A 23,467-nucleotide genomic window follows, 5' to 3' on the forward strand; every position below is an offset into this window, starting at 1 on the left:
CTATCAACCCTTAAGCTTTCGCTTGGATGTTTGCTGCTTCGGCTTCGGCTTCTTCTGCTTCGGTTTGCCCGTTTTAGATGTCACTTTGCGTTGTCCTCTTTTAACTGGTTTACGCAATACGCCCATCTTTGTCGGTTCACTATTATAAGCTTCCATGTAAACTTTATTGAACCGATTGGCCACATGAGTAAAGGTGAAGGCAGTGTCTACAACTTCCCTTCCTTGGCGCGCCATGTTTGCTGCTTCCTCTTTATCCGTCAGCATAACATCGATGGCGCTTGCGAATGACTCCGCCTTATTATATTCCTTTACGATATATCCATTGACTCCATGCGAGATGACCTCGCTATTGCCACCGCGATCCGTCGTAATAACAGGCGTTCCAGCAGCCATCGCTTCGTACAGCACACGCGCCAGCGGCTCCTGCCATTGCGAGCTGCAAACAAACACATCACCCATCAAGAAATAATTTTGAATCTCATCCGAAGGGACATATTTGGTAAAAATAACCTTGTCTCCATAAGGCTTAGCAAGCTGCTTTAAAATCCGTCCGTAATTGTCCACCGCGTCGTCGCTGAACCATTTTCCTCCGACGATAACTAAAACCGCGTTGGGATGTTTTTTTAAAACCGAATCCATCGCCTGGATGAGCAGATGCGGGCCTTTTTTGACGCTGAGGCGACCGACAAATAAAATGACCTTTTTATTTTTCAGATCATATTTGGCACGCAGCTCCCTGCGTATCTCCTTACCTTTATCTGTCCAGCGAGGATGAAAAGTAGAGGGATCAAAACCTGAATAAACCGCCTTGACTTTATTTCCAGAACCGGCGACCCGATCGGTCACCGTCTTTTTAATAAATTCGCTGACCGTCGTAATTTTGGAAGCATAATTCACACATAGCTCCGCATCTGCATCGGATAGTTTGTGGGTGGCAAACATCTCGTTATGCAGGCTGACAACAAAGCGACTGGAAGGACTTGCGGCTTTCAGTTTAATCAGATTTTTAGGACGATTATACACATGCACAACATCATACTTAAACTGCTTGATTGATTCAGCTACTTTCGTAATGTATCTCTCCCGCGGATAGCGGTAGTAGGTCACACCATGAATGATTTCATAATTGGACAGCTTCTCATCTGTAATGGAGTACACGGTTATCTCATGCTTTTTCGACAGAATTGGCAAGATACCGTCAATCATGATTTGAATCGCTCCACCCTTGACTGCAGGGCTAGGAAGCTTCTCGGTGCAAACAAATGCCAGCCTCATTTTTCTATCTGCCTCCCCTAGGTCAACTGTATAGCTTCATGAGATCGTACATTTCCAGAGGCAATCCTTTATCAAGCGTCACTTCCGGTTTGTAACCGAGTAGCCGACTCGCTTTGGAAATATCCGCCCATGTATGCTTAGGTTCACCATGCGTTGTCCCGGTATAGATGACTTTAGCCTTGCGTCCGATCAGCGTCTCCAGCCTACTAATGATCTCGTTCACAGATGCGCGCTCGGCGCCTCCGATATTGATCGTTTCTCCAATCAAGCCTGGTCGCAGGCCGGCAGCAGCAGTTCCTTGAATGCAGTCTTGAATAAAGGTAAAATCTCTCGTTTGCGTGCCGTCCCCATATACGTGAATTGGCTCGTCGGCAAGCATGCGGCGAATGAAAAGGTGAAAAGCCATATCGGATCGCTGCCTTGGACCGTATACCGTAAAAAACCGGAGAACGACCGTTGGCACACCATCATTGACCCGATAAACACGGCATAACTGCTCACCGCTCTGTTTCGTAATGCCGTATGGCGATAGCGGCGACAACTCTGCCTCTTCGGATACTTGGCCTATTTTTTCGCCGTATACGGATGAAGTTGAAGCAAAAATCAGTTTCTGGACTCCTGTGCCACGACAAGCTTTGAGTATTTGCTGAGTGGCCAAAATATTGCTGTTAACATATTCGGAGAATGAGCTGCCAAAGCTCGATCTGACGCCTGGAATACCCGCCAAATGATAGATGATATCGACATCTGCGAGTCTTTTTGTCCAATCCAGCTGCAGCATATTTTCCTTGATGAGAGTGAATCGGGGATGATGCAGGAAAGAGATCATATTGCGTGTTCCAATTATCTGAAGCTCCTCACGGACGAATCCATCAACACCAACAACTTCATGCTCGGTTTCATTCAAAAAATATTCGCACAGATGCGAAGCAATAAAACCCGCTACCCCGGTAATGAGAATCTTCAAGAGCGCCCGACTCCCACATAGCGCAGTCCTGCGGCCTCTAAAAGAGTTGAATCAAGCAAGTTTCGTCCATCCAGCACAACATTGCCCTTCATCTGCTCGCTCACAGATGCCCAATCGGCATGGATCAGCTCATCCCAGCCTGTCGCGAGCACAAGCGCATCAGCCCCTACGATTGCCTCATAAGGATGCTGTGACCATGAAACGCCACGAATTGGCGGTGAAACAAGCGGGTCGTAAGCTTTCACCTTCCAACCTTGACGCACAAGCTTTTTCATAAAAGCAATCGCCTGCGAAAATCGGGTATCATCAGTATTTTCCTTAAAAGTCGCGCCCCACACAGCAATTGTCGGCTGATCGTTTCCATCCAATGCCTGTTTCAGCTTATGCAAATAAACATCCAGTTGTGTTCGGTTAATAGTACGTGCTGCATGCAGCATTTTAAGCTTAACTCCCTTTGTGCCAGCGACATAGCTGAGCGCGTTAATATCTTTGGGCAAGCAAGATCCGCCGTAGCCCAAGCCTGCTTGCAGAAATCGCGGCCCAATTCGCTGATCAAGGCCAACCCCTTTGGCAACCGTCGTCACATCCGCGCCGAAAGCTTCACATACGCGGGCTATCTCGTTTATGAACGATATTTTGATAGCGAGGAAAGCATTGGATACGTACTTGATCATCTCAGCGTCAATCCGCTCCGTGAGGACGTATTCGGACTCAATCGACCTGTACATCTCCTTCACAACTCTCGATGCCTGCTCCCTTTTTGCACCGATGACGATACGGTCCGGGTGGATCGAATCCTGCAGCGCTGTCCCTTCTCGAAGAAACTCTGGATTGGAGACAACATCAACCCATTGCTCGGGTACTCCAGCTTCATGTAGTCGACTCTCGATCCAGTCCGATTGGCCTGGAGGTACAGTGCTCTTCACAATGACGATGGTGTGCGACTTGATTGAAGCCGCCAAGTCTGCTACGACACTGTCCAGATAGGACATATCGGCGCTGCCATCCCTTCGTGGAGGCGTTCCAACTGCAATCATGACGATCGGACAAGCAGCCATATGAGCGCGAACCTCTGTATCAAAAAATAATGTTCCGTTCTGTATTCCACGTGCCACGAGCTCTTCCAACCCCGGCTCATAGATTGGAATCTCACCTTTATTCAGCCTAGCAATCTTGCTGGCGATCCGATCCGTGCAATAGACAATATGCCCAAGTTCAGACAAGACGGCAGCAGTGGTTATCCCTACATAACCAGCGCCAACGATACAAATGTTCATCTGGAAAGCTCCTCCTATTGCAACATTCGTATATCCTATTCTAGCTACTGTTTCATAGTCGCGGCGGCTGTCTTGAGTAGGGAATGCCTATTATTTAAGTTGAAAATAGAAAGGTAACAGTAGAATCGCTGTGCGAACCAACTAGTTCAACTTATATAAAAAAGATGGTTCCTGTTCAGCACAGGAACCATCTCCTATAAACGTTTAAACCGGATTAGCTGATCAGGCTGATCAGACTGCGGAACTCCAGCTCCTCAAACTTGCGCTCGACCGCATGCCGATCAACGGCCCAGCAACAATCATTCATCGCCAGCAGCACCGGCGCTTCACAGTGAATCGTCGCCAGTCGGCGCGACAGATGCAGCATGTCGAGATCCGCTTCGATCTTGGCGCGGATCGTCTTGGAGATTCCGTCCAGATTAGCTAGTATCTCGTCGATAGAACCGTACTCCTGCACAAGCTTCATGGCAGTTTTCTCGCCAATCCCTTTTACACCGGGATAATTGTCGCTTGCATCGCCCATCAGCCCTTTGACGTCGATAATTTGCGGCGGCGTCAGCCCCCGCTCCTCCATCAAGCTATCCGGCGTATAGAGCATGTAATTGCCGTGACCCTTTTTCATGATGATCACCGAGATCCGTTCGTCCACCAGCTGCAGCAAATCATGATCGCCCGTAAGCACAAACACCTCATGCTCCTGACCATGCAGCCTTGCCAGCGTTCCGATGCAGTCATCCGCTTCATAACCAGGAGCTCCAATGTTTGGCACGCCGAAGCTCGCTACAACCTCTTTGACGAGATCGAACTGGGGAATCAAATCATCCGGTGCATCAGGCCGATTCGCCTTGTACAGCGAAAACTCCTCCGAACGGAACGTGCCGCTGCCGAGATCCCAGCAACAAGCTACATGGGTTGGTTCGAACTTACGGATCGCGTCCATGAAATAACGCACGAAGCCATGCACAGCATTAACCGGCAGCCCCGCACTTGTACGCCTGACGCTGCCACCATAGGCGGTGGCGAAGTAAGCGCGGAACAGAATGGCCATGCCATCCACAAGCAACAGCCGCGAACGTTCCGGCAGCTCCGCTGCTACTACGGCAGCCATTTCGGCCGACTTCTCCTCTTCATTCCAGGTGAACAGATCCATGCCTAACCCTCTCCCTTCCAAAATACCGGCAACCAACGAGCGATCCGCTCTGCTGCCTCAATTAACCGTTCTTCTTGCTCAACAAATGCAATCCGCACATATCCTTCGCCTTCGCTTCCGAATGCATCTCCAGGCACGACCGCAACGCCCGTATCCATTAACAAGCGCTCCGCAAAAGCGCGACTGCTCCAGCGCTTGCCGCCTTGCGGCGGCTGCGGTACGGCAGCCCATATAAACATCGTTGCTGCTGGCGGTTCCACCGGCCAGCCCGCATCATTCAGAGCCCGCACCAGCGCATCTCTGCGACTCTCGTAAATGCGGCCATAACCGACATAACCAGGCTCCATCACCTCATCGAGTGCCACGATTGCAGCTTGCTGCACGGCGCTGAACACGCCGTAATCGATGTTCGCTTTCAGCCTGCGCAGCGCACTGACTGCCTCTGGATTGCCAGCTAGGAAGCCGATACGGCATCCCGCCATATGAAAGCTCTTGGACATGGAATGGAACTCAACGGCAATGTCCAACGCTCCAGGCAAAGCGAGTACAGACTGTGGCCGATAGCCGGCATAGCCCATCTCAGAATAGGCCAGATCATGGACGAGGATCGTATTGTGCTTGCGGCATTTGGCCAGCAGCCGTTCCAGCAACTCTCGGCTGGATGCCGCTCCAACGGGATTACCCGGCAACCCAAGCAGCACAAAACGGGCTTCATCCCACACCTCATCCGGCAGGTCGTCCGGATGGGGCAAAAAGCCGTTCTCCGGGCGCAGCTTGAGCCCGACAGGCTCTACACCGGCAACGGCCAGCGATGCCGCATATACTGGATAGCCGGGATCGGGCACAATCGCTTTGTCGCCTGGATTGCAAAGCGCCAGCGCGAGGTGGGCAAGCCCATCCTGCGAGCCCATCAGCGTTGCCAAGCCGTCATATGCATCAATCTTCGCATCGAAGCGGAAGCTCATCCACTCCGCGGCTTTGCGTCGGAACTCCTCGCTGCCATGCGACGTCGGATAGCGATAGGAGGCCGGCTTAAGCGCCGCCTCGCTCAAAGCCTGCATGACACGCGTGCTCGGTGGCAAGTCAGGACTGCCAATGCTGAGGTCGATGACATCCTGTCCAGCCGCAGCAGCTGCAGCCCGGCAGGCCGCTACCTCGTCAAAAATCGAGGAGCCAAGGCGCGTCAGCTTGTCCGCTCCGATACGATCAGCCATGCCATACTTCCCGGTATTCCTCCGGCTTATAACCAACGGTCACCTTACTGCCGTCGGTCACGATAGGCCGCTTCAGCAGCCTTCCATTGGAAGCAAGCAGCTGGAGCTGCTCCTCCTCGCTCATGTCGCCAAGCTTGTCCTTGAGACCGAGCTCTTTGTAAACCTCACCTGAGGTATTGTAGAACTTTTTCAGCGGAAGACCGCTCTTGTGAACGAGCTCGCGAAGCTGTTCCTTGGTAGGGGGCTCGTCAAAAACCGGAATGCGATGCAGCTCGCGGCCACCCTCTTCCAAATCCTTGATGGCTTTGCGGCAAGTACCACACTTGCTATATTCATAGATGGTTAAATCTTGCTTACTCAAGGTATTCACGCCTTTCTAGATATTGAAACGATTGGTCGCACGACCAATAGCGCCAGCTCGCATAACTTACAAAGCTCGGTTAACCGGCTCATCAGGCTGCCACGCCTGCAGCAGCTTTTCTAATTCTTTAAGTTCCGGCGGCAGCGCCGCCGAAAAGCTCATCTCTTCCCCCGTCATGGGGTGATGGAAGCTTAACCGCTCGGCATGCAGCGCCTGGCGACCCGCCGCCTGCTCCCATGCTTCACAGCCAGTGCCATCCACACCTGGACCGTACATGCGGTCGCCGATGAGCGAGCAACCGATCCAGCCCATATGGACACGGATCTGGTGTGTACGGCCGGTTTCCAGCCGCAGTCGGAGCTTGCAGGCTGTCCCGCCCGCATAGGTCTCGACCTTCTCATAACGCGTCGCGGACGGATAACCGATGGGAGTTACAATTCGGTAATGCGGCGCTGCCGGATCACGGTCAATCGGAGCATCGACGCGTCCTTCCGCTATCGCCGGTGCGCCATAGGCATACGCCAAATAACCTTTGCGAATGCGCCCATCGCCATGTTGCTCCGACAGCTGTTGATGCACATACGGATTTTTGGCGATCAGCACAAGGCCCGACGTATCCTCGTCCAGTCGATGCACAGGCCGGAAGCGCACATTCTGGCCCTGCTCTTGCCAATGATGAACAGCGGCGTTAGCAAGTGTACCCGTATAGTGACCATGCGTCGGATGCACAACCGTACCAGAAGGTTTGTTCAGGAGCAGCAGCCAGCGATCCTCATAGACGATATTCAGCGGCAGTGGCTGAGCCAAAATATCTTCGGAGCGCTCCTGCTCCATACGAATCTCGCAAACATCTCCAGCCGCTACTGGATCGCCGGAATAAGCTCGTTTACCGTTGATCATGAGGCCTTGTTCCGTCAGCTTAAGTCGGGAGAGCAACTTGCGAGAGACGCCCAGACGCCTCTCCAACAGCTTGGACAATTTCCAGCCCTGCTCCGCCTCACCAGCGGTCACCGCAATCGGCTCGTAGTAGCCGAGTGGCGGCACCGTTCCTTGTACGTACCGGGGGTTCGTCCTAGCTGTCGCCACGAAACACATCCGCCCCACGCACGTATTCGGTATCCTGCTGTCCCGCACGGAAGTTTGCCGCCCTGGAAGCCGCAAAAAAGAAATCCGACAGCCTATTTAAATAGCGAATCACCGCTGGATTAATATCCTTAGCGGCAGCCAGCGCAACCGTTCTGCGCTCCGCGCGACGGCATACCGTGCGACATATATGCAATGATGCAGCCAGAGCGGTCCCACCGGGCAAAATGAATCGTTTGATAGGCGGGCACTCACCGTCCAGCTCATCGATCCAGCTCTCCAGCCGCTTGTTCATCTCATCGGTTACTTTGAGCTGCTCCGGCCTCGGATTCGCATAGCTGAGATCGGAGCCGCAGTCGAACAGCTCATGCTGAATTTCTTCCAACATCGCGGCCAGCCCGGCCATTCTTGAATCTTCTGCAGCTGCTGCGCGGGCTGCCCCTGTGTATGCATTCAGTTCATCTATTGTGCCATAAGCCTCAACCTGGACATCGTCCTTATTGGCACGACCGCCGATTAGGGAAGTCTGTCCGGTATCGCCTGTTCTCGTATATAACTTCAATACTATCCCTTCCCGTCTCCTGTAAGTGGAGCTATAAGTATACCATATTCACCAACCAACCCGGCATAAAGACAACAACAAAAAAGGCCTTCCCCATAGATGCGCCGCTAATGGCGCAACCATGAGAAAAGCCGGTTAAAACGATCATTCTCGTCCTTGTCGAATGAGGATTAGCTCAAACGATGATGCAAGAATTCATTGATTTTGAGATCTAGTTTTTGACTAATGGCGAGAAGATGCTCCGACTGGAACCCTGATCCCTGCTCGTAAGTTTGTTCCATCTCCTTGCGAAGCTCGTCAATCTCCTCCGCAAGATCGCGCAAGAACGGGGTCCAGCTACCGGCCGACAATGACTTGGACTCCGCTTCAGCAACAAAACCGGCTTCTATCCCTGTCGTCATACGGCATCCCTCCCAGTCATACTCGGCTGCAGAAAAACTCGTTTCATACCTATTGTAGGACATAATTATAAAATATTGTAAATGAATCTAGCTCATTATACCAAAAGTTCCTCTTATTGCCTACTGTGTAAGGGACATAATGATGATGTTTTTTTAATTTTTAAGTTTATTTACAAATGTACCTATACGATCTAGCGCCTCTGTCAGCTGAGCCACCGACGTCGCGTAAGAACATCTCAAATGCCCTTCTCCGCCTAATCCGAACACATTACCAGGTACGGCTGCAACGCCATGCTCCTGTACGAGCCGTTCCGCGAATTGCTCCGAGGTCAAGCCTGTGCTCACGATGGACGGGAAAGCGTAAAACGCTCCTTGCGGCTCATGACATTCCAGACCAATCTCGCGAAGTCCGCTGACGACGAGTCTACGCCGTTGGTTGTAGGATTCCATCATCCGCTGCATCTCTTCCAAGCCGTTCGTCAGCGCCTCATAAGCGGCTACCTGAGCCATATTGGACGCGCACATGACGGTGTACTGATGAATTTTGAGCATCGCTGCGATTATCTCATGATGTCCACAAGCATAACCGATCCTCCAGCCCGTCATTGCAAACGCCTTGGAAAAACCACTGACGAGAATAGTACGATCCTTCATTCCAGGAATCGCGGCGAAGCTTACATGTTTACTTCCGTAGGTAAGCTCTGCATAGATTTCATCGGAGATGACGATCAGATCATGCTCCTCTACGATCTTGGCGATTGGCAGCCAGTCCTCAAGGGTCATCGTGCCTCCGGTCGGGTTGCTCGGATAGCTGAGCACGAGCACCTTGGAGCGTGGAGTGATAACGGCTTTGAGTGATTCCGCCTTCAGCTTGAAAGAATCACGCGCGAACGTCTCGATGCCGACCGCAACACCTCCCGAGAGAGAGGTGATCGGCGAATAGGAAATATAGCTAGGCTCAGGAATCAAAATCTCGTCGCCAGGGGTAATCAGCGCACGTAGCGCCAAATCGATCGCTTCGCTGCCCCCCACCGTGACGAGAATCTCTTTACCGGGATCGTAGTCTACGCCGAAGCCATCGCTCAAATACTGGCCGATCGCGCCGCGCAGCTCAATAGTACCGGCATTGGACGTATATTGCGTTTTGCCCGCTTCCAGCGCGGCCACGCAAGCATCGCGCACATGCCATGGGGTGACAAAGTCCGGCTCGCCTACGCCGAGCGTGATGACATCCTTGCGGCTGCTCGCCAGATCGAAGAAACGGCGGATACCGGATGGCTTCATTTCCCGCACCTGCGGGGATAAGTATTCGGACATGCTGCGCACGACCGTTCCCTGAGGGCTGCTTTTAATGAATTCTTTGGATAGACTCATGTCGGCTCACCCTCGTTATGGCGTAACCAGCAGCCGCTGATCGCCTTCTTTTTCTTCTAAGATTATGCCGTCCTGCTTGTATTTCTTCAAAATAAAAAAGGTTTTTGTGGAAAGTACGGAATCAATAGGCGAAAGCTTGCCCGATACAAAATTGGCGACCTCGTTGAGCGTGCGTCCTTCCACTTCAACGAGCAGATCGTAGGCTCCAGACATCAAATATACGCTCTTTACTTCCGGATACAGGTAAATGCGCTCGGCAATGCCTTCAAAGCCGCGTCCTCTCTCCGGCGTAATTTGAACCTCGATTAAGGCGGTGACCTTCTGATCGTCCACTTTGCTCCAGTTAATTACGGGCGCGTATTTGACGATGACGTGATCCTGTTCAAGTTCCGCGATCGCTTGCTCCACCTCATTCTGTGGTTGTCCGAGCATTGTTGCGATCAGTTGTGGGCTCCTGCGCGCGTCTTCTTTCAGCAGTTCGAGCACCTTAAGTTTCTTATCATCCATCGTCGTTATAACTCCCTTCCTGAAGCGGTATAAAGAACATTTTACAACGTAAACAAGTCGTTTGGAAAGCGAAATAAGGAAAGGCAACGGCTGTAGGCCCTTACAACCCGTGTTATGTACAAAAGGCCGGATGGGGGCATCCGGCCTTTTGTAATGACTTTTAGTTATAAAGCGGCGCGTCGGATTGCTGCTGCCCCATCGGCTGCGCCATGAACGGCTGCGTCGGATTCAGACCGCTAAGGCGCTGCCCGATGAATTGCTGCGTCTGCTGCTGCGTTTGCGTGTACGTCTGAATTTGCTTTTGAATCTCCTGACGGAGCACCGGCGAGGAAGTATCGTACATATTGGCCGATTGCATGGCGTTATAGAGGTCACCTTGCATCTGCAGGCTGCTGTTCGTCAGATCCGTGAACATCTTGCGGACATCGGGACAGGTTGATTCCGTCGCCGCCGTTGCGTATTCACGAACGACCCGCTTCAAATCAGAGAGTACGGTGTACGCCCAGTCAGCATCCGGAAGCTTAGGCAGCTGCATCCCATTCTGTTGATTCATAAGTAAGACCTCCTAGTGTTGGAATAGTTCAATTTTGTGGAGATGTCGGGGCAAGCGATTGATGCTGGTTCAAGGCGTTCATCAGCGTACTGTAGTTCTGCCCATGCGTCGTGACCATTTGGGACAAAAGTTGGCTAACTCCGGCATCGCTGATGCTAGTAGCAGCGCAAGCGCATTGTTTCATGAGAAGGTCTTCATTGGACATGGAGTCGGCGATGTACTCCAGTTCTTTTCCGGATATCGGCTGCAGCATGGTAGTGCCTCCCTTAGGTCAAGGTTTAAGTTTCCAAGGGATAGCATGCCCAGGCAGGGAAAGGATATGTACGCGGAACAGGCGCTTTCATCGCCTCCGCGGCTTCAAATGAATAAAGCATGAATTGCGGATAGAGGCAGCATCAACTGCTGACCATCGGCTCCAGTCATAAAAACGAATCCTTCCTCGACGTGACCAAGCACCCCTGCTACATCCGGTAGCGCTCCGCGGCAAATGACCGCCATCTCACCCTCCAGCCTTATTAACTGCTGCTCGAATTGCCTCGCCAGACCGAGCGAAAGAGGACGGAGCGGGAACTGCTCGGGACTGAGCCCGTAGGGAGACATCCCTGGAGAATAGAGGGATAGCGCCTGCAAATGCTGCAACGGAATTAACACAGCTCCATGCAGCGGCGTACAGAAGATAACGAAATCGGTCATCAAACCAGCCAAATAACCATGCAGTACATGGGAAGCAGACAGCCTCGCTTCAGAAAAGACTCCTTTGGCAGCCATTAGTGCCGGGCGGTACCCGGAAAAACTTTTACCTCTATGGCTTGCACTGCTTTCTAACCCGCTTCCTTTGTTGCTCCCTTCGCTGTTGCTTGATGATTCTTTACCTCCCACTCCGGCAGCATCAGTCTCAGCTCCGATCTCCGTCGGCTCCAGCATCTGAATGTCTTTGACCTGATGAAGCGGGATGAAAACCTCTCTGCCCCTTACTTCGTCATCCAGCACGAGCAGATCCTTATGCCATGCTTTCAAGATCCCTTCCGTTTCCCAGCCTTCTAATTGAATCTTTATCCGCCTATGCAGCCATACATTTTTTACGCTCAAAACAATCGCTCCTCCACAGACAAGCGCTCCTCAGGTTGCAGCGCCGCCATCCATTCCTTTGCCCCATTCTATGCAGCCTGTCTGCCGCCCGCATGGGGATTTGCCGCGAACTCTTGGCCTGCTTTGCATCCGAACCAACTGGAGCCTTGCAGAATAGTTTATCGCATAGGCAAATGCCAGGGCAGGCATAGGCAAGGGAGGCAGACGGGTATGAGAGCTGGATTGCCAGTCAGATCAGTCTATATTAGTGCCAATGGTCAGGCTGAGCTGGCCAAAGACGCGTGGAGCCGCAGATTTATTCCCGTACAGTTAACAGCAGGAGGTCGAACTACCGGAGCCCGGATCCGGTATCGGGGGGGACACACCCGCGAGTATCCTAAGAAATCCTATGAAATTCAGTTGGATGGAGGACTCGTGCTGCATTGGAATGCCGAATCGGATGATCCCTCGATGATTCGCAACGCTCTATCTTTCCGCTTCATGGAGCAGATCGGCGTGCCGGCCCCTCGTACAAGGCATGTTTGGCTGGACATCAATGGAGAAACGATGGGACTCTACCTTGAGATTGAGGCCGTGAATTCGCGTTTTTTTGCCCTGCGGAACATTCCTTATCGCTCTCTGCTCTATGCAGCCAATGACAGCGCCAACTTCGAGCGTACCCACAGCGATTCGGGAGGACGCAAACAGGATCTCTCGGAGGGCTATGAGTTCATGGAAGGTGACGGAGAAACGATTTCTCGGTTATGCACCTTCATTCGTGACATCCACCGTCAGAAGGGAGATAAGCTCCGCGATCTGCTGGAGGAGTATGTGGACATTCCGGCTTATTTCAACTGGCTGTCTGGAGTTGTGCTCACCGGCAACTTTGACGGCTTCGAGCAGAATTATGCGCTGTATGAGGAAGCGGGAGAGCGTAAATACAACATCCTACCTTGGGATTACGAGGGCACATGGGGCCGCAACTGTTACGGCAAACCTTGCTCTGCCGGGACGGTGCGTATTGAAGGTTACAACGGCCTGACACGCCGCCTGCTTCAATTTCCAGACTTGAAGCGCGACTATGCACTTAAGCTGGAAAAAATGCTGGAGGAGGAATTTACGAACGAGCAGGTCGGACCTGTTATCGACGAACTGCATAGGCGACTTGCGCCGGCGGTTCGTGTAGACTCCAGTCGCTTCGCAACAAAAAGCTTATTCAGCGAAGAAACACTGTTCATCCGCCGCTACATGGAGGAAAGAAAGCTCATTATTTTGCATGAGCTTAAGCGTTGGCAAGGCGCTCTATCTTCCGTAATGCCGGCGCGCGTTCGTGTAAAAGGGATTGAGGGATGACCCGGATACAAACATTTGGCTTTATGCTCTCCGCGTCCCGCCTGCTGTTGTGCCGGAACCGGAACCGGAACCGGTTCCGGTATCCAGCATGTTCCGAATCCACCACCAGCCGAAAATCGGAGCCGATCCAAGCGCTAACAGCAGCCAGGGGAATCCACTCTCTCCTGCAGCCGATCCGGCCACAATCAGAAAAACCGTCGTCCCAATCAGCCGACCGACTGTCAGTGCTGCTTCCCGAAGTACAGTAAGCTCCACCCTGCTCTGCACGGCCTCTTCATTTCTTCCCATCAGATCGAAGACGGACGATGTCATCGGAATCATGTACAACGGCGCAAACAGTGAGGTGCCGATGCCAAGCAGGAGCAGGTTGGAATAGGACATGCCTCCCAGCAAAGGTAGGATGACTCCGGCAAGCGCCAGCGTGCCGCCAAGCATTGCCCATTTGCGGCGAGAAGGCTTCAGCCAGCGCCCGCACAGCCAGAAGGTCGCCATTGCAACTAACGACGTGACGAGATAAAACGTACCGACCTTTTGCTCCGCACCAGTTGCGGCATAAACCGCCAAGCCAAGTACAAACATAAATACACCATCCCTCAGCCCTTGAAGAACGATGGCAGGTGTAAACCTCCGCCAAGGACTGTTCCCAATGCGAAGCTCCTTAATCGGGAAGCTCCAGCTGTACTTGCCTTGTGGGGGTCGTTTGCGGATGCTTGCACTGACAATTGCCGCGGTTGCAAACAGGGCAAGCGATATGCTGAAAATAAACGTATAACCGACATTCCCCCGACTAGCGCCGATAATTAATCCCGATAGGAATGGGGCTGCCATGCCAACGGCGGAGGCTAACAAGCCAGCCATGCCGTTGTAGGCGTCGCGGTTATTTTTCTCGGTAATTTCAAAATAGAGAACATTGTAAGCAAGCCAAAAACAACCGCTGGCGGTACCGCTAACCAGGCCGAGGACGGCCGCCCAATCCACCGCCCGCTGCCCCAGTAGCAGCACGGCCAAATAAAAGACTCCCGACAGCGCAAGCCCAGTTCGTAGTGAGGAGACTAATCCTTTACGCTTGACCCAGGGGCCCACCAACCACACGCACAATCCACCAGCGGCATATTGCAATAATGAAAACACGCCGACCAATAGGTAGGACTGATTCGTTTTAAATAGATATACTGGAACGAATATACCGGACAGCGCATTCGCACTGTTGAACAGCGTAAGCACGAGCAACAGCTTCAGTGGCTGTCCTCGCAATAACCCTTTTCTCGAAGGACGAAGAAGCATTTCTTCGCTATTCACAGGCGACACCCCCATCGCCACAGAATGCCCAAAAAAAGAAAAATCACGCACAAGTAGTTGTTCGAAGCTGAGCCTAACCCATCCATTAGTTTCCGCCAGGTTCTATAAAAACGATGATTTTGCTTAGCTTGCAGCGTTTGAACAGATGGTGAATCAAGAGGCCAAACTGTGGAAAACCTGCACAAAATCTAAATGCTAAAACGGAATGGCCTGGTTGATATTCCGCTCCATATATCAATTTATCAAACAAAATAAGCCGGCTCCGGTGGATTACCGGAACCAGCTTATTGGCTACTTATTTTTTCCGATCGGCCTTTAAATACATCAACGCCAACAAGAAAAAAATACTCGATAAGATGATTTGGTTTGCACTTTCTTGCAAATGAATTCCGCCGCCGCTTAGCCAGACGCCAGTGAAAAAACCCAAAGCAATACAAATCGTAATTTCTAACAATTTTAGTTTCATCATCTATATCCTTTACTCTTTTAATCGTTATTCTTTACCCTTTATCCTTAGCTTAATTCTCGCTGTCCAACGCTTCCGTCATATAGGCGCGTGACGAGAGATCAAGCTTTGTAGACACTTCGTGGCATTTTGGGCAGACATAAAGCTGAAGCTTAATGCTGGAAGGCAGCAGCTGACGCTTTAGTGAAGGAGGCTCCACTGCCTCGAAGTTTCCTGGGCCCAGCAGGCTTGTACCGCCATGCATCATAAACTCCCGGCAAGCAGGACACTCCGGCATTTCCTCTTGATCGTCGAGAATCCGCTGAACCTTTTCATCGGCTCTAAGCCAAGACTGTGGTCGTCCAGCACCTGCCCAGCCGGTGTCATCTCCAGCATCCTCGTCATCCCACTCTGCTTCAGCTTCAATGTTGCGAGGGGAATTAGTAGAGCGTTCGCTACGCTCAATGCTTCGGCGGGCTTCCTCGTATTCAGCCTCTTCATCCTCATCCCCATCTGCGACTTCTTCACCTAAGCCAAGTGTACGGTATCGGCCTAGCTCATTGCTGCAATGAGGGCAATGCTCCTCGGGACCGAGCTCCTCGTCCCATACGATTTCGGAATCACACCATGGACATACGACGTCCACAGCACGCTCTTGTTGATTGTTTTCCATGAATATACAATTCCCTTCTTTAGCCTAGCTCGCCTCATAGGCAAACCTGCTATGTCAAATACAAAATCCCAAGCACAAAAAATAAAACCGCTACTATTGCCAGTGTGCCCCATAAATACTTCATAAACGCTTCCTCCGTCTATTAAATCGTGGCGCCGATTACATAGGATACGGATACCGATATGATCATGGCGATAAGCCCGACCGCTCGGTTGTCCTTGCGAATCTCCTCGTCAATCCGGAATACCGGCGTCAAAAATTCAAATAGGAAATACGCCAGGAGCAGGACTACAAATCCACATGCCCCCCAAAGCAAACTCTCATAAATGGAATCACCAGCTCCTGCAGAAAAGCGGAAGATGTTGCAGATGCCGAAAATCTTACCGCCTGTCGCAAGCGCGACCGAAACATTGCCCTTGCGGATTTCTTCCCAGCAGTCATAACGCGTAACCCATTCAAAAACCGTCAAAAACAAGATAAGTGCCATCACCGCTACAGCGACATAAATCACGGATGAAGCATAGGCATTGTCAAGCAGCCTGTCAACGATTCCAGACATCGCTTCGCCTTCCTTCCGGAATTACTTGAGCTCCGCGACCGTAACTCCCGCGCCGCCCTCACCGTAGTTACCGAGCCTGTAGCTCTTCACATGAGTGTGGCGGCGGAGGAAATCCTGAATGCCGGCTCGTAACACACCGGTGCCTTTGCCATGGATAATGTACACCTGCCCCATGCCCGAGAGGAACGATTCATCAAGGAAGCGATCCACCTCGATAATGGACTCATCCAAGTTGGAGCCGCGAAGATCCAATTCCATCTTTACGTTATCTTCGCGAGTTCGTTTCAACGTCGCAGCCGCTGCCTTTGGCGCTGCCTTAGGTGCAGGAGCTTGCTTGACCAGCTCCAGGTCAGTCAGCTTGACCTTCATTTTCATAATTCCAAGTTGTACTAGTGCCTCGGAACCGGAAAGCTCAACGACATATCCACGTTGATTGAGGCTAGGCACCCGAACCTCGTCGCCCGACTGAATGGCGCGCTCCGAAGCAGCGGCTCGGGAAGTTTGTCTTCCTTGGACGAGCTGAGGCGAAGCGTCCTCTAATCGCTTACGAGCCTCGGTCAGCTTATGGTCTTTGACCGCTGCTCCTTCCTCACGCTGAAGCTGGCGCAGCTCTTGAATGATCTCGTCGGCCTCGCGGCGAGCTTTTTGCACGGCTTGCCGCGCTTCCTCCTGCGCCTTGGCCAGCATGCGCTCACGCTGCTCCTCGAAACGGCGCAGTTCCTCATCATAGAGGTTGCGCTCCTCTTCAAGCTCACGCCGCAATAGTTCCGCACCGGCTCGCTCCTGCTCTGCGCTCTGGCGGTCGCGCTCCAGCGACTGGATCATATTTTCCACTCGGAGATCATCCTCGCTGACCTCGCCGCGCGCTTGTTGAATAATCATCTTGTCCAGACCAAGCCGCTCTGCAATCGCAAAGGCATTGCTTCGCCCTGGAACTCCGACGAGCAGCCGATAAGTTGGGCTTAGTGTGGCCACGTCGAACTCCATGCTGGCATTGATGAGGCCGCTCCGATTATAGGCATAAGCCTTCAGCTCGCTATAATGGGTCGTTGCCAACAGTCGGCAGCCCCTCCGGTGGATATGGTCAAGGATGGAGATCGCCAGCGCTGAACCTTCCGCAGGATCGGTACCAGCTCCCAATTCATCGAGCAACACAAGGCTGCGCGGAGTCATTTCCCGCAAAATGCGGATGATATTGGTCATATGACTGGAAAACGTACTAAGACTCTGCTCAATGCTCTGCTCATCGCCGATATCGGCGTAAATGGCATCAAACACACATAACTCCGTCCCGTCGTCAGCCGGCACAAACATACCTGACATCGCCATCAGGCTTAACAGGCCAACTGTCTTGAGTGCGACCGTTTTACCTCCGGTATTGGGGCCGGTGACGATAATGCCGGTATGACTAACTCCAAGCTCCAGGTGAAGAGGAACGGCTTTATCGCGATCAAGCAGTGGATGGAAACCGCGCTTCATTATAATTCGGCCTTCATCGTTCATCCGCGGCTGCTCGGCCTTCATCTCATGAGCTAGCTGTGCCTTAGCAAAAGCAAAGTCCAAGTGAGCCAAATAATCATGATTGATGGCCAGGTCCTCAGCCGCTTCTGCGGCAAGTGCGGTCAGCTTTTGCAAAATGCGCTCAATCTCGCGAGCTTCAGCAGCCTTCGTTTCGCGAAGCTTGTTGTTCATAGCTACGACTGCCTCAGGCTCGATAAACAGCGTCGCCCCGGAGTTGGACTGATCATGCACTATGCCACCGAAATGGCCGCGATACTCCTGCTTGACTGGAATGACATAGCGGTCTCCGCGAAGTGTAATTAGGCTATCCTGCAGCATCTTCTGCACAGACGAGGAGCGCAGCATTCCTTCCAGCTTTTCGCGAACTTTGCCTTCACCCTGCCGAAGCTCCCGACGGATGCGGGCCAGCTCAGGACTTGCGCTGTCCAACACCTCACCCGTTTCCTCGATACAATCGAGAATTTCATCTTCCAGCTCCCGTCTCGGGTACATGCTCTCTGCGAGATGAGCGAGCAGCGGCAGCGGCTTTTCCTCATGCAAATGCAGCACATGATTACGCACTCTTCGGGCTCCCCGTGCGGTAAGCGCGATCTCCAACAGCTCCATAGGATTTAGTGTACCGCCGATGACGGCGCGCTTCAGATGAGCACGGATGTCGACTACTCCACGGAAAGGCGCATTGCCCTTGAGCCGATAAGCGTCCGATGCCTCAGCTGTTGCTTGCAAAGCATGAGCAACTTGCTCGAGCTCTGAATCCGGAGCGAGGTCCTCGGCCATCTGTAAGCCCATCGGAGTAGCTGTATGTTGAACTAATTTACGAATAATTTTGGCATATTCAAGCGTGTGTAAAATTTTGCTGTCCACGAGCGTTCCACAGCCCCTTTCTAGGACATTATAACGGATGGATTAAGCGCGCGCACGGGGCGAGTTTAACCATACATGAATTTGGCCTAAAACAACCACACTACAACTGTGGCCCCTGGCGAAAACGCCTTTCACCTCTTCCTTTGGGAAGGCACTTGGAAAAGTCCCAACAGCGGGGCACATGGAACAGAATAACGAAGCTGCTAAACAGTAAAAAGCAACAGAGCAGGCAAGAAACTATTCACAGCAAGATCAGGCTTGGCAACCAAACATTCTAGGAGGGAATTCGCATGAGCTTTCTTGGACATGTCGTGCGCTTCGTCGTTTCGGCGATCGTGCTGATGCTGGTCGGCTTTATCGTTCCCCAGTTCGCAGTAGGCGGCTTTTGGAGCGCTTTGCTTCTGGCGCTCGTCATCGCGCTGTTCGGCTGGGTAATCGAAGGAATCTTCGGCAAAAGAGTCACACCATTCGGCCGCGGAATCGTCGGTTTCGTCGCCAGCGTCATCGTCATCTATGTGGCCCAGTTTATCGTTGGCGGCGTAACCGTAACTTGGCTTGGCGCCATCCTTGCTGCTTTGGTGATCGGAATTATCGACCTGTTCATTCCGACTCCATTCGACGCGGGACGGAGCAAAGAAGCACGTTAATTCAGAGAAAATCGGAAGATTGCCATCTCGGCAACTTCCGACTTCTTACATAGATTGTCATCATTTGTTCATTCCTTTTGGCAGCCTGTCCATTCCAGCAAGCCGTCGAATTGGGTATGATGAAGACAACAATCTTGTAAATTCTGAAACCCCTATCCGAAAGGAGCTCCAATATGATTCGTTCTTTATCGCGGCGCCTGCCGCTTTTCACTTTGGCTGCGCTTATTCTGCTGGTTACCGCTGCATGCGGAGGAGGAGCAGCTCCAGTATCCGATGGTCCGACTGCTGCTGTTGAGACTACTGCGGAGCCAACTCAAGAAGTTGTTATCAAAGCAACGAACTACGAGTTCGACCAGAAAACGTACACAGTCAAAAAAAGCGATGCTCTGAACATTAAGCTTGAAAGCGACGGTATCCATGGTATCCGTATCAATAACACATCGGTTCAAATGAAACCTGGTGAAGAAAAGGTATATTCCTTCAGCCTAGCCGGCGAATATCAAATTGAGTGCAGCATTCCTTGCGGCTCTGGCCATGAGCGAATGAAAGCCGTGCTCAAAGTCGTCTGATTAAACGAAAAGCAGCCTTCCGAATACCGTGTTTTACAACGGTATTCGGAAGGCTGTTTTAATGTCGTTTAGGTGGGATCAGCTCTGCTCAATGAGTTCGATCCACTCGTTGTATTCCGTCTGAAGCTTGGAGTATTCCGTCCGAAGCTTGTCGAACTCCGTTTTCAACTGCTCGTAGGAAGTGCTGATCCGCTCATTGTCATGCTGCAGCTGATCTATATCCTGTCGACTGCCGGAACGCTCCTCCTCCAGCTGACGAAGCGCATCTTCCATTCGCTCCACAGCCGTGTCTGAAGCGGCGGCCTCTTGCAAGGCGAGCTGCAGCTGACGCTTCAACTCTTCCTCGTTCTCGGCACGGTCGCTCTCCAGACGGGACAGCCGTTCCACCTGTGTACCGCGCTCGGCGGCAAGCTGTTCCAGTCGTTCACGCTCGCGGCTCAATGTCTCCTTGCGTTGCTGCCAATCGCGTTCCGCCTGCTCGCGAGCCGCTTCTGCCAGACCAATCGTCTCCGAGGCACGCCGCTCAAGCTGCTCAAGCCTTGTCGTTGCATCGGCCAACTGCCCTCGGAGTTCATGCGAATCTTGTTCATGATTGGCTTTGTTTGTTTTCAGCAGTTCTGCGGATTCGCGAAGCTGCTCCTCAAGCTCAGCAGCCCGCCGGCGGGACAGCTCAAGCTCTTCCTGCGAGCCGCGCAGCATGCGTTGAGACTCTTCTAACAGACGGCCGCGCGCTTCCTCTTGCTCCATAACGAACAGTAAATGTTCTTCCGCCTCCGCAATTCGCTTAGCCCAGTCCTCTCGAGCTTCAGCCAGAGCTTTGCGAGCCGAATCCGTTCCCCCTTTAAGCTCAGAACGCTCTTCTTCCCACAATGACGCCAGACGTTGCTTCTCTGCCTCTGCATCCGCCTCGATACCTGCGGTCTGCGAGTTCCACTGCTGCTCACGTTCACGCAGCTGACGTTCTGCCTGCTCTGCACGATCCAGTGCATCCATCGCTTCTGCCTGTAACTCCTCTACCCGCTTCGCAGTCGCTGCCTGCTGTTGCCCAGCATTCCCGCGCAGCTGCTCCAGCTCCGCTGCATGAGCAGCCGCAAGCTGTTCACGAGCTTCTAACGCCATAAGCTGCGCCAGCTCCAGCTCCTCGGCAGCTTCGTGGCGCAAGCGATCCGCCTCGTCAGCCGCCGCTGCCTGCAGCTTGGCTGCACGCTGCTCAGCGGCTTCAGCTACTTGGCGCAGCGATGCCTCCGCAGCTTGCTCGCGCTGCGCCACCTGCGCGTCTGCGCTCTCGCGCGCATGCGCAATCTCCGCCTCGGCGCGCTCCAGCGCCTCGCGCAGCTCAGCGCCTGCAGCTTCGCGCTCTGCAGCGGAGCTCGAGCGCAGCCGCTCCAGCTCCGCCTCTAACGCGGCGGCGCGTTCCGCCAGCGCGTGCTGCTGCCGCGCTGCCGCAGCAAGCTGCTCGCGGGCCTCTTGCAGCTGCCCGCGCGCCTCGGCGCCGTCCTGCTCCGCAACGTCCGCGCGCGAGTCAACCTCCGCGAGGCGGCCCTCCGCCTCCTCGCGCTTCTTCAGCTCTGCTGCTAACCGCAGCTCCGCTTTTTCGCGCAGCTGCAGTTCCTCCTGCAGCTGCAAGCCAGATGCCTCCAACCGGATGCTGCGCTCCTCCAGCTGTCGCTCAGTATCCGCGAGCGCCGCCCCGCTTTGCTCCTGGACGCGCTCGGCTTCTTCGCGCTTCGCCTGCTCGGCAGCAAGCTGCTGCTGCGCCTCGCTAAGCGCGGCTTCTGCGGCTTTGCGTTCCGCAGCCGCGCTCGCCTGCAGCTCTTGCAGACGCTGTTCCAGCTCGGCACGTTTGCGCTGCGCCTCGGCCAGCCGCTCCCGCTGACCCGCCAGCCCAGCTTGCAGTTCGCCAGCTCGCTTCTCCGCAGTTGCTGCAGCCTCGGCCAACTGCGCTGTATGCGCCTCGCTCAGCCGCTCCAGCTCGGCACGCTGCTCCGACTCACGTCCTGCAAGCTTCGCTTCCAGCTCGCCAACTGCCTTTTCCGCTTCCGCAGCAGCCTCAGCCAACTGTGCTGCATGAGCCTCGCTCAGCCGCTCCAGCTCAAGACGCTGCTCTGCCTCGCTTCCTGCAAGCTTCGCTTCCAGCTCGCCAACTGCCTTTTTCGCTTCCGCAGCAGCTTCTGCCAATTGCGCTGCATGAGCTTCGCTTAGCCGCTTCAGCTCGGCACGCTTCTCCGCCTCGCGCTCAGCGAGCTTCGCTTGCAACTCACCAGCTACCGCCTCCGCAGCTGTCGCAGCTTCGGCCAGCTGCGCCTCAAGCTCACCAGTCGCCTTCTCCGCAGCTGTCGCAGCCTCGGCCAACTGCGCCGCATGAGCCTCGCTAAGCCGCTCCAGCTCTGCTCTCTGCTCGTCTCGCTGCGCCGCATGAACCTCGCTAAGCCGCTCCAGCTCGGCACGCTTCTCCGCCTCGCGTCCAGCGAGCGCTCCTTCAAGCTCTGCGCGCTGCTGCAGCTTCAGCGCCGCCAGCTCTTGCTCGCGGTTTTTGCGCTCAGCAAGCAGCTTCGCTTCCAGCCCGCCAATCTGCTCGCGATACAGCGCTTCGCGCGCTCCAAGCTCGTCGCGCTGCTGTTCCAGCAGCTTAGCTCGCTCTTCTTCACGCTCGCGGCATTCCGCCTCGTACAGTTGCTCAAGCTCTGCGCGCTCGCGCTCACGTGCTTCGGCTTCGCCGTCATACAGCTGCTGAAGCTCGCCAATGCGCGCCATCAAGCGCTCTTCCAGCTCCAGAAGCTCCAGCGCATAAGCCTTTTCCCGCGCTGACAGCTCCGTCGCATGAGCATCCTGCATCGACTGGCGCTGTTGTTCGTATTGCAGAGCCGCCTCCGCACGCTCTTCCTCAAGCCGCTTCTGAAGCTCGTTGCGGCTTTCTTCCAACTGCACACTCAGGCGATTCCGCTCGGTTTCCAACTGCTTTTGAACAGCTGCGCGCTCCGACTCATAACGCTTCTGAGCTTCCTCTAGCTTCGCTGAGTGGAGTGCCTCACGCTCGCGGGCTTCCGACTCATATAAGCGCTCCCATTCCTGGCGTTCCGTCTCCAAGAGCAGGGTGGCATCACTGCGCTCCTCCTCGTGGCGGCGCTGCAGCTCATCATTCTGCTCCCGATGAGCCTCCAGCAAACGCTCACGTTCCAGCTGCCACTTCCGTTCCAGCCCAGCCGCCGCTTCAGCGCTTTCGCGCTCCAAGCGCTCCGTCTCATCCTTAACAGCACCTTGTACAGCGGCTAGTCGTTCCTCCGCCTCGGCGCGCAGCTTGCTCTCAGCGGTTTCTCGCTCCTCCGAAAGACGCAACAGCTCGATAAGAGCCTCTTCCTCTTGGCGGAGCAGTTCAGCTTTGGCACTCTCCGCTGCTTCCTGAGCCTTTTCCAGTTCGTCCATCAGCGTTTTGCGAATGGTTTGCTCTTCCTTGAGCAGCTCGCTGTCCTGCCTCAGACGGAAAACATCTTCCGCCATATGCATGGCCGCAAGCACCGCCAGCCTCGGCATGTCCAGCCTCGGGTAACCCTTGGCCAATTTATTCATGTTATCGTCGACAAGAGCCGCCACTCTACGGATATAGTCCGAGCTGGAATGCCCTGTCAATTTGTATTGATGTCCGTATATATCCACTGTAACTTTTAAGCGATCGGCTTCCTTCAAGGCGGTATCCTCCCGTTGTTGTTTGAGCTGCTCTCCTGATGTCTGTCTCCGTTGGCGGAGG

Annotated in this window: 23 protein-coding genes; 3 read left to right on the top strand and 20 right to left on the bottom strand. The window is 53.6% G+C overall.

Annotated features, from left to right (window positions below; all coding sequences use genetic code 11):
• Positions 1-3 precede the first annotated feature (3 nt).
• The 14 genes from CGZ75_RS11230 to CGZ75_RS11295 all read right to left on the bottom strand — a co-directional run bounded on the left by CGZ75_RS11230 (position 4) and on the right by CGZ75_RS11295 (position 11,813).
• On the bottom strand, positions 4-1,275 hold the full coding sequence (locus CGZ75_RS11230; RefSeq protein ID WP_089524236.1) for a glycosyltransferase family 4 protein: 1,272 nt from the start codon (positions 1,273-1,275) through the stop codon (positions 4-6).
• A 22-nt stretch (positions 1,276-1,297) separates the two neighbouring features.
• Positions 1,298-2,242 (bottom strand): NAD-dependent epimerase/dehydratase family protein, encoded by a 945-nt coding sequence (locus CGZ75_RS11235; RefSeq protein ID WP_089524237.1) that lies wholly within the window; start codon positions 2,240-2,242, stop codon positions 1,298-1,300.
• Positions 2,239-3,519 (bottom strand): UDP-glucose dehydrogenase family protein, encoded by a 1,281-nt coding sequence (locus CGZ75_RS11240; RefSeq protein ID WP_089524238.1) that lies wholly within the window; start codon positions 3,517-3,519, stop codon positions 2,239-2,241. The genes CGZ75_RS11235 and CGZ75_RS11240 overlap by 4 nt, the downstream gene beginning before the upstream one ends.
• A 214-nt stretch (positions 3,520-3,733) precedes the next feature.
• Entirely contained in the window at positions 3,734-4,627 is an 894-nt protein-coding gene (locus tag CGZ75_RS11245) for a 5'-3' exonuclease (protein ID WP_089524670.1), read from the bottom strand.
• Between the two features lie 44 nt (positions 4,628-4,671).
• Entirely contained in the window at positions 4,672-5,883 is a 1,212-nt protein-coding gene (locus CGZ75_RS11250; RefSeq protein WP_089524239.1) for an aminotransferase class I/II-fold pyridoxal phosphate-dependent enzyme, read from the bottom strand.
• Positions 5,876-6,244 (bottom strand): arsenate reductase family protein, encoded by a 369-nt coding sequence (locus CGZ75_RS11255; RefSeq protein WP_089524240.1) that lies wholly within the window; start codon positions 6,242-6,244, stop codon positions 5,876-5,878. The genes CGZ75_RS11250 and CGZ75_RS11255 overlap by 8 nt, the downstream gene beginning before the upstream one ends.
• Before the next feature lie 66 nt (positions 6,245-6,310).
• Positions 6,311-7,330, bottom strand: coding sequence for an RluA family pseudouridine synthase (locus CGZ75_RS11260; RefSeq protein ID WP_245850783.1), 1,020 nt, complete (start codon positions 7,328-7,330; stop codon positions 6,311-6,313).
• Positions 7,317-7,889, bottom strand: a complete 573-nt coding sequence (locus tag CGZ75_RS11265; protein WP_089524242.1) for a cob(I)yrinic acid a,c-diamide adenosyltransferase — start codon at positions 7,887-7,889, stop codon at positions 7,317-7,319. The genes CGZ75_RS11260 and CGZ75_RS11265 overlap by 14 nt, the downstream gene beginning before the upstream one ends.
• Before the next feature lie 170 nt (positions 7,890-8,059).
• Positions 8,060-8,290, bottom strand: a complete 231-nt coding sequence (locus CGZ75_RS11270) for an aspartyl-phosphate phosphatase Spo0E family protein (RefSeq protein WP_176444770.1) — start codon at positions 8,288-8,290, stop codon at positions 8,060-8,062.
• A 153-nt stretch (positions 8,291-8,443) separates the two neighbouring features.
• Positions 8,444-9,664, bottom strand: coding sequence for an aminotransferase class I/II-fold pyridoxal phosphate-dependent enzyme (locus CGZ75_RS11275; RefSeq protein ID WP_089524244.1), 1,221 nt, complete (start codon positions 9,662-9,664; stop codon positions 8,444-8,446).
• A gap of 15 nt (positions 9,665-9,679) precedes the next feature.
• Complete coding sequence (locus CGZ75_RS11280; protein WP_425436470.1) at positions 9,680-10,171, bottom strand: Lrp/AsnC family transcriptional regulator; 492 nt, start codon at positions 10,169-10,171, stop codon at positions 9,680-9,682.
• A 160-nt stretch (positions 10,172-10,331) separates the two neighbouring features.
• Positions 10,332-10,724: a spore coat protein gene (locus CGZ75_RS11285; protein ID WP_245850784.1), complete on the bottom strand. Its 393-nt coding sequence runs from the start codon at positions 10,722-10,724 to the stop codon at positions 10,332-10,334.
• A 28-nt stretch (positions 10,725-10,752) separates the two neighbouring features.
• A complete protein-coding gene (locus CGZ75_RS11290) occupies positions 10,753-10,977 on the bottom strand; it encodes a hypothetical protein (protein WP_089524245.1) in 225 nt (74 codons plus the stop codon).
• A gap of 104 nt (positions 10,978-11,081) precedes the next feature.
• A complete protein-coding gene (locus tag CGZ75_RS11295) occupies positions 11,082-11,813 on the bottom strand; it encodes a hypothetical protein (protein ID WP_089524246.1) in 732 nt (243 codons plus the stop codon).
• A 210-nt stretch (positions 11,814-12,023) separates the two neighbouring features.
• Between CGZ75_RS11295 and CGZ75_RS11300 the strand changes: the two genes are divergently transcribed.
• The gene (locus tag CGZ75_RS11300) at positions 12,024-13,145 is read left to right on the top strand and encodes a CotH kinase family protein (RefSeq protein WP_089524247.1); all 1,122 of its coding nucleotides are present in this window, start codon (positions 12,024-12,026) and stop codon (positions 13,143-13,145) included.
• Positions 13,146-13,166: 21 nt separating this feature from the next.
• Here the strand turns inward: CGZ75_RS11300 and CGZ75_RS11305 are convergent, their stop codons facing one another.
• From CGZ75_RS11305 to CGZ75_RS11320, 5 genes are all read right to left on the bottom strand, one after another.
• A complete protein-coding gene (locus CGZ75_RS11305) occupies positions 13,167-14,444 on the bottom strand; it encodes an MFS transporter (RefSeq protein WP_176444771.1) in 1,278 nt (425 codons plus the stop codon).
• A 295-nt stretch (positions 14,445-14,739) separates the two neighbouring features.
• Positions 14,740-14,913, bottom strand: coding sequence for a hypothetical protein (locus CGZ75_RS25210; RefSeq protein ID WP_176444623.1), 174 nt, complete (start codon positions 14,911-14,913; stop codon positions 14,740-14,742).
• A gap of 49 nt (positions 14,914-14,962) precedes the next feature.
• On the bottom strand, positions 14,963-15,562 hold the full coding sequence (locus CGZ75_RS11310) for a hypothetical protein (protein WP_089524249.1): 600 nt from the start codon (positions 15,560-15,562) through the stop codon (positions 14,963-14,965).
• A gap of 142 nt (positions 15,563-15,704) precedes the next feature.
• The gene (locus CGZ75_RS11315; protein ID WP_089524250.1) at positions 15,705-16,121 is read right to left on the bottom strand and encodes a DUF350 domain-containing protein; all 417 of its coding nucleotides are present in this window, start codon (positions 16,119-16,121) and stop codon (positions 15,705-15,707) included.
• 21 nt (positions 16,122-16,142) lie between these two features.
• Positions 16,143-18,506, bottom strand: a complete 2,364-nt coding sequence (locus CGZ75_RS11320; protein WP_089524251.1) for an endonuclease MutS2 — start codon at positions 18,504-18,506, stop codon at positions 16,143-16,145.
• Positions 18,507-18,796: 290 nt separating this feature from the next.
• On the opposite strand from CGZ75_RS11320, the gene CGZ75_RS11325 reads away from it, so the two are divergent.
• Together CGZ75_RS11325 and CGZ75_RS11330 are read left to right on the top strand one after the other, a co-directional pair.
• Positions 18,797-19,153 carry a phage holin family protein gene (locus CGZ75_RS11325; protein ID WP_089524252.1) on the top strand — a complete coding sequence of 119 codons (357 nt, stop codon included), beginning with the start codon at positions 18,797-18,799 and terminating at the stop codon, positions 19,151-19,153.
• A 173-nt stretch (positions 19,154-19,326) separates the two neighbouring features.
• On the top strand, positions 19,327-19,722 hold the full coding sequence (locus CGZ75_RS11330) for a cupredoxin domain-containing protein (RefSeq protein WP_089524253.1): 396 nt from the start codon (positions 19,327-19,329) through the stop codon (positions 19,720-19,722).
• 78 nt (positions 19,723-19,800) lie between these two features.
• Here CGZ75_RS11330 and zapA read toward each other — a convergent pair whose 3' ends face one another.
• The gene (zapA, locus tag CGZ75_RS11335) at positions 19,801-23,406 is read right to left on the bottom strand and encodes a cell division protein ZapA (protein ID WP_089524254.1); all 3,606 of its coding nucleotides are present in this window, start codon (positions 23,404-23,406) and stop codon (positions 19,801-19,803) included.
• Positions 23,407-23,467 lie beyond the last annotated feature (61 nt).

Source organism: Paenibacillus herberti (assembly GCF_002233675.1).
GTDB classification, from domain to species: Bacteria; Bacillota; Bacilli; order Paenibacillales; family Paenibacillaceae; genus Paenibacillus_O; species Paenibacillus_O herberti.

Excerpts from the sequence above, each read along its gene's own strand:
- CGZ75_RS25210 (WP_176444623.1), bottom strand. The coding sequence starts at position 14,913 with ATGATGAAACTAAAATTGTTAGAAATTACGATTTGTATTGCTTTGGGT.
- CGZ75_RS11280 (WP_425436470.1), bottom strand. The coding sequence starts at position 10,171 with ATGGATGATAAGAAACTTAAGGTGCTCGAACTGCTGAAAGAAGACGCG.
- CGZ75_RS11315 (WP_089524250.1), bottom strand. The coding sequence starts at position 16,121 with ATGTCTGGAATCGTTGACAGGCTGCTTGACAATGCCTATGCTTCATCC.
- CGZ75_RS11300 (WP_089524247.1), top strand. The coding sequence starts at position 12,024 with ATGAGAGCTGGATTGCCAGTCAGATCAGTCTATATTAGTGCCAATGGT.
- CGZ75_RS11285 (WP_245850784.1), bottom strand. The coding sequence starts at position 10,724 with ATGAATCAACAGAATGGGATGCAGCTGCCTAAGCTTCCGGATGCTGAC.
- CGZ75_RS11310 (WP_089524249.1), bottom strand. The coding sequence starts at position 15,562 with ATGGAAAACAATCAACAAGAGCGTGCTGTGGACGTCGTATGTCCATGG.
- CGZ75_RS11250 (WP_089524239.1), bottom strand. The coding sequence starts at position 5,883 with ATGGCTGATCGTATCGGAGCGGACAAGCTGACGCGCCTTGGCTCCTCG.
- CGZ75_RS11270 (WP_176444770.1), bottom strand. The coding sequence starts at position 8,290 with ATGACGACAGGGATAGAAGCCGGTTTTGTTGCTGAAGCGGAGTCCAAG.
- CGZ75_RS11325 (WP_089524252.1), top strand. The coding sequence starts at position 18,797 with ATGAGCTTTCTTGGACATGTCGTGCGCTTCGTCGTTTCGGCGATCGTG.
- CGZ75_RS11240 (WP_089524238.1), bottom strand. The coding sequence starts at position 3,519 with ATGAACATTTGTATCGTTGGCGCTGGTTATGTAGGGATAACCACTGCT.
- CGZ75_RS11290 (WP_089524245.1), bottom strand. The coding sequence starts at position 10,977 with ATGCTGCAGCCGATATCCGGAAAAGAACTGGAGTACATCGCCGACTCC.
- CGZ75_RS11230 (WP_089524236.1), bottom strand. The coding sequence starts at position 1,275 with ATGAGGCTGGCATTTGTTTGCACCGAGAAGCTTCCTAGCCCTGCAGTC.
- CGZ75_RS11275 (WP_089524244.1), bottom strand. The coding sequence starts at position 9,664 with ATGAGTCTATCCAAAGAATTCATTAAAAGCAGCCCTCAGGGAACGGTC.
- CGZ75_RS11245 (WP_089524670.1), bottom strand. The coding sequence starts at position 4,627 with ATGGCTGCCGTAGTAGCAGCGGAGCTGCCGGAACGTTCGCGGCTGTTG.
- CGZ75_RS11330 (WP_089524253.1), top strand. The coding sequence starts at position 19,327 with ATGATTCGTTCTTTATCGCGGCGCCTGCCGCTTTTCACTTTGGCTGCG.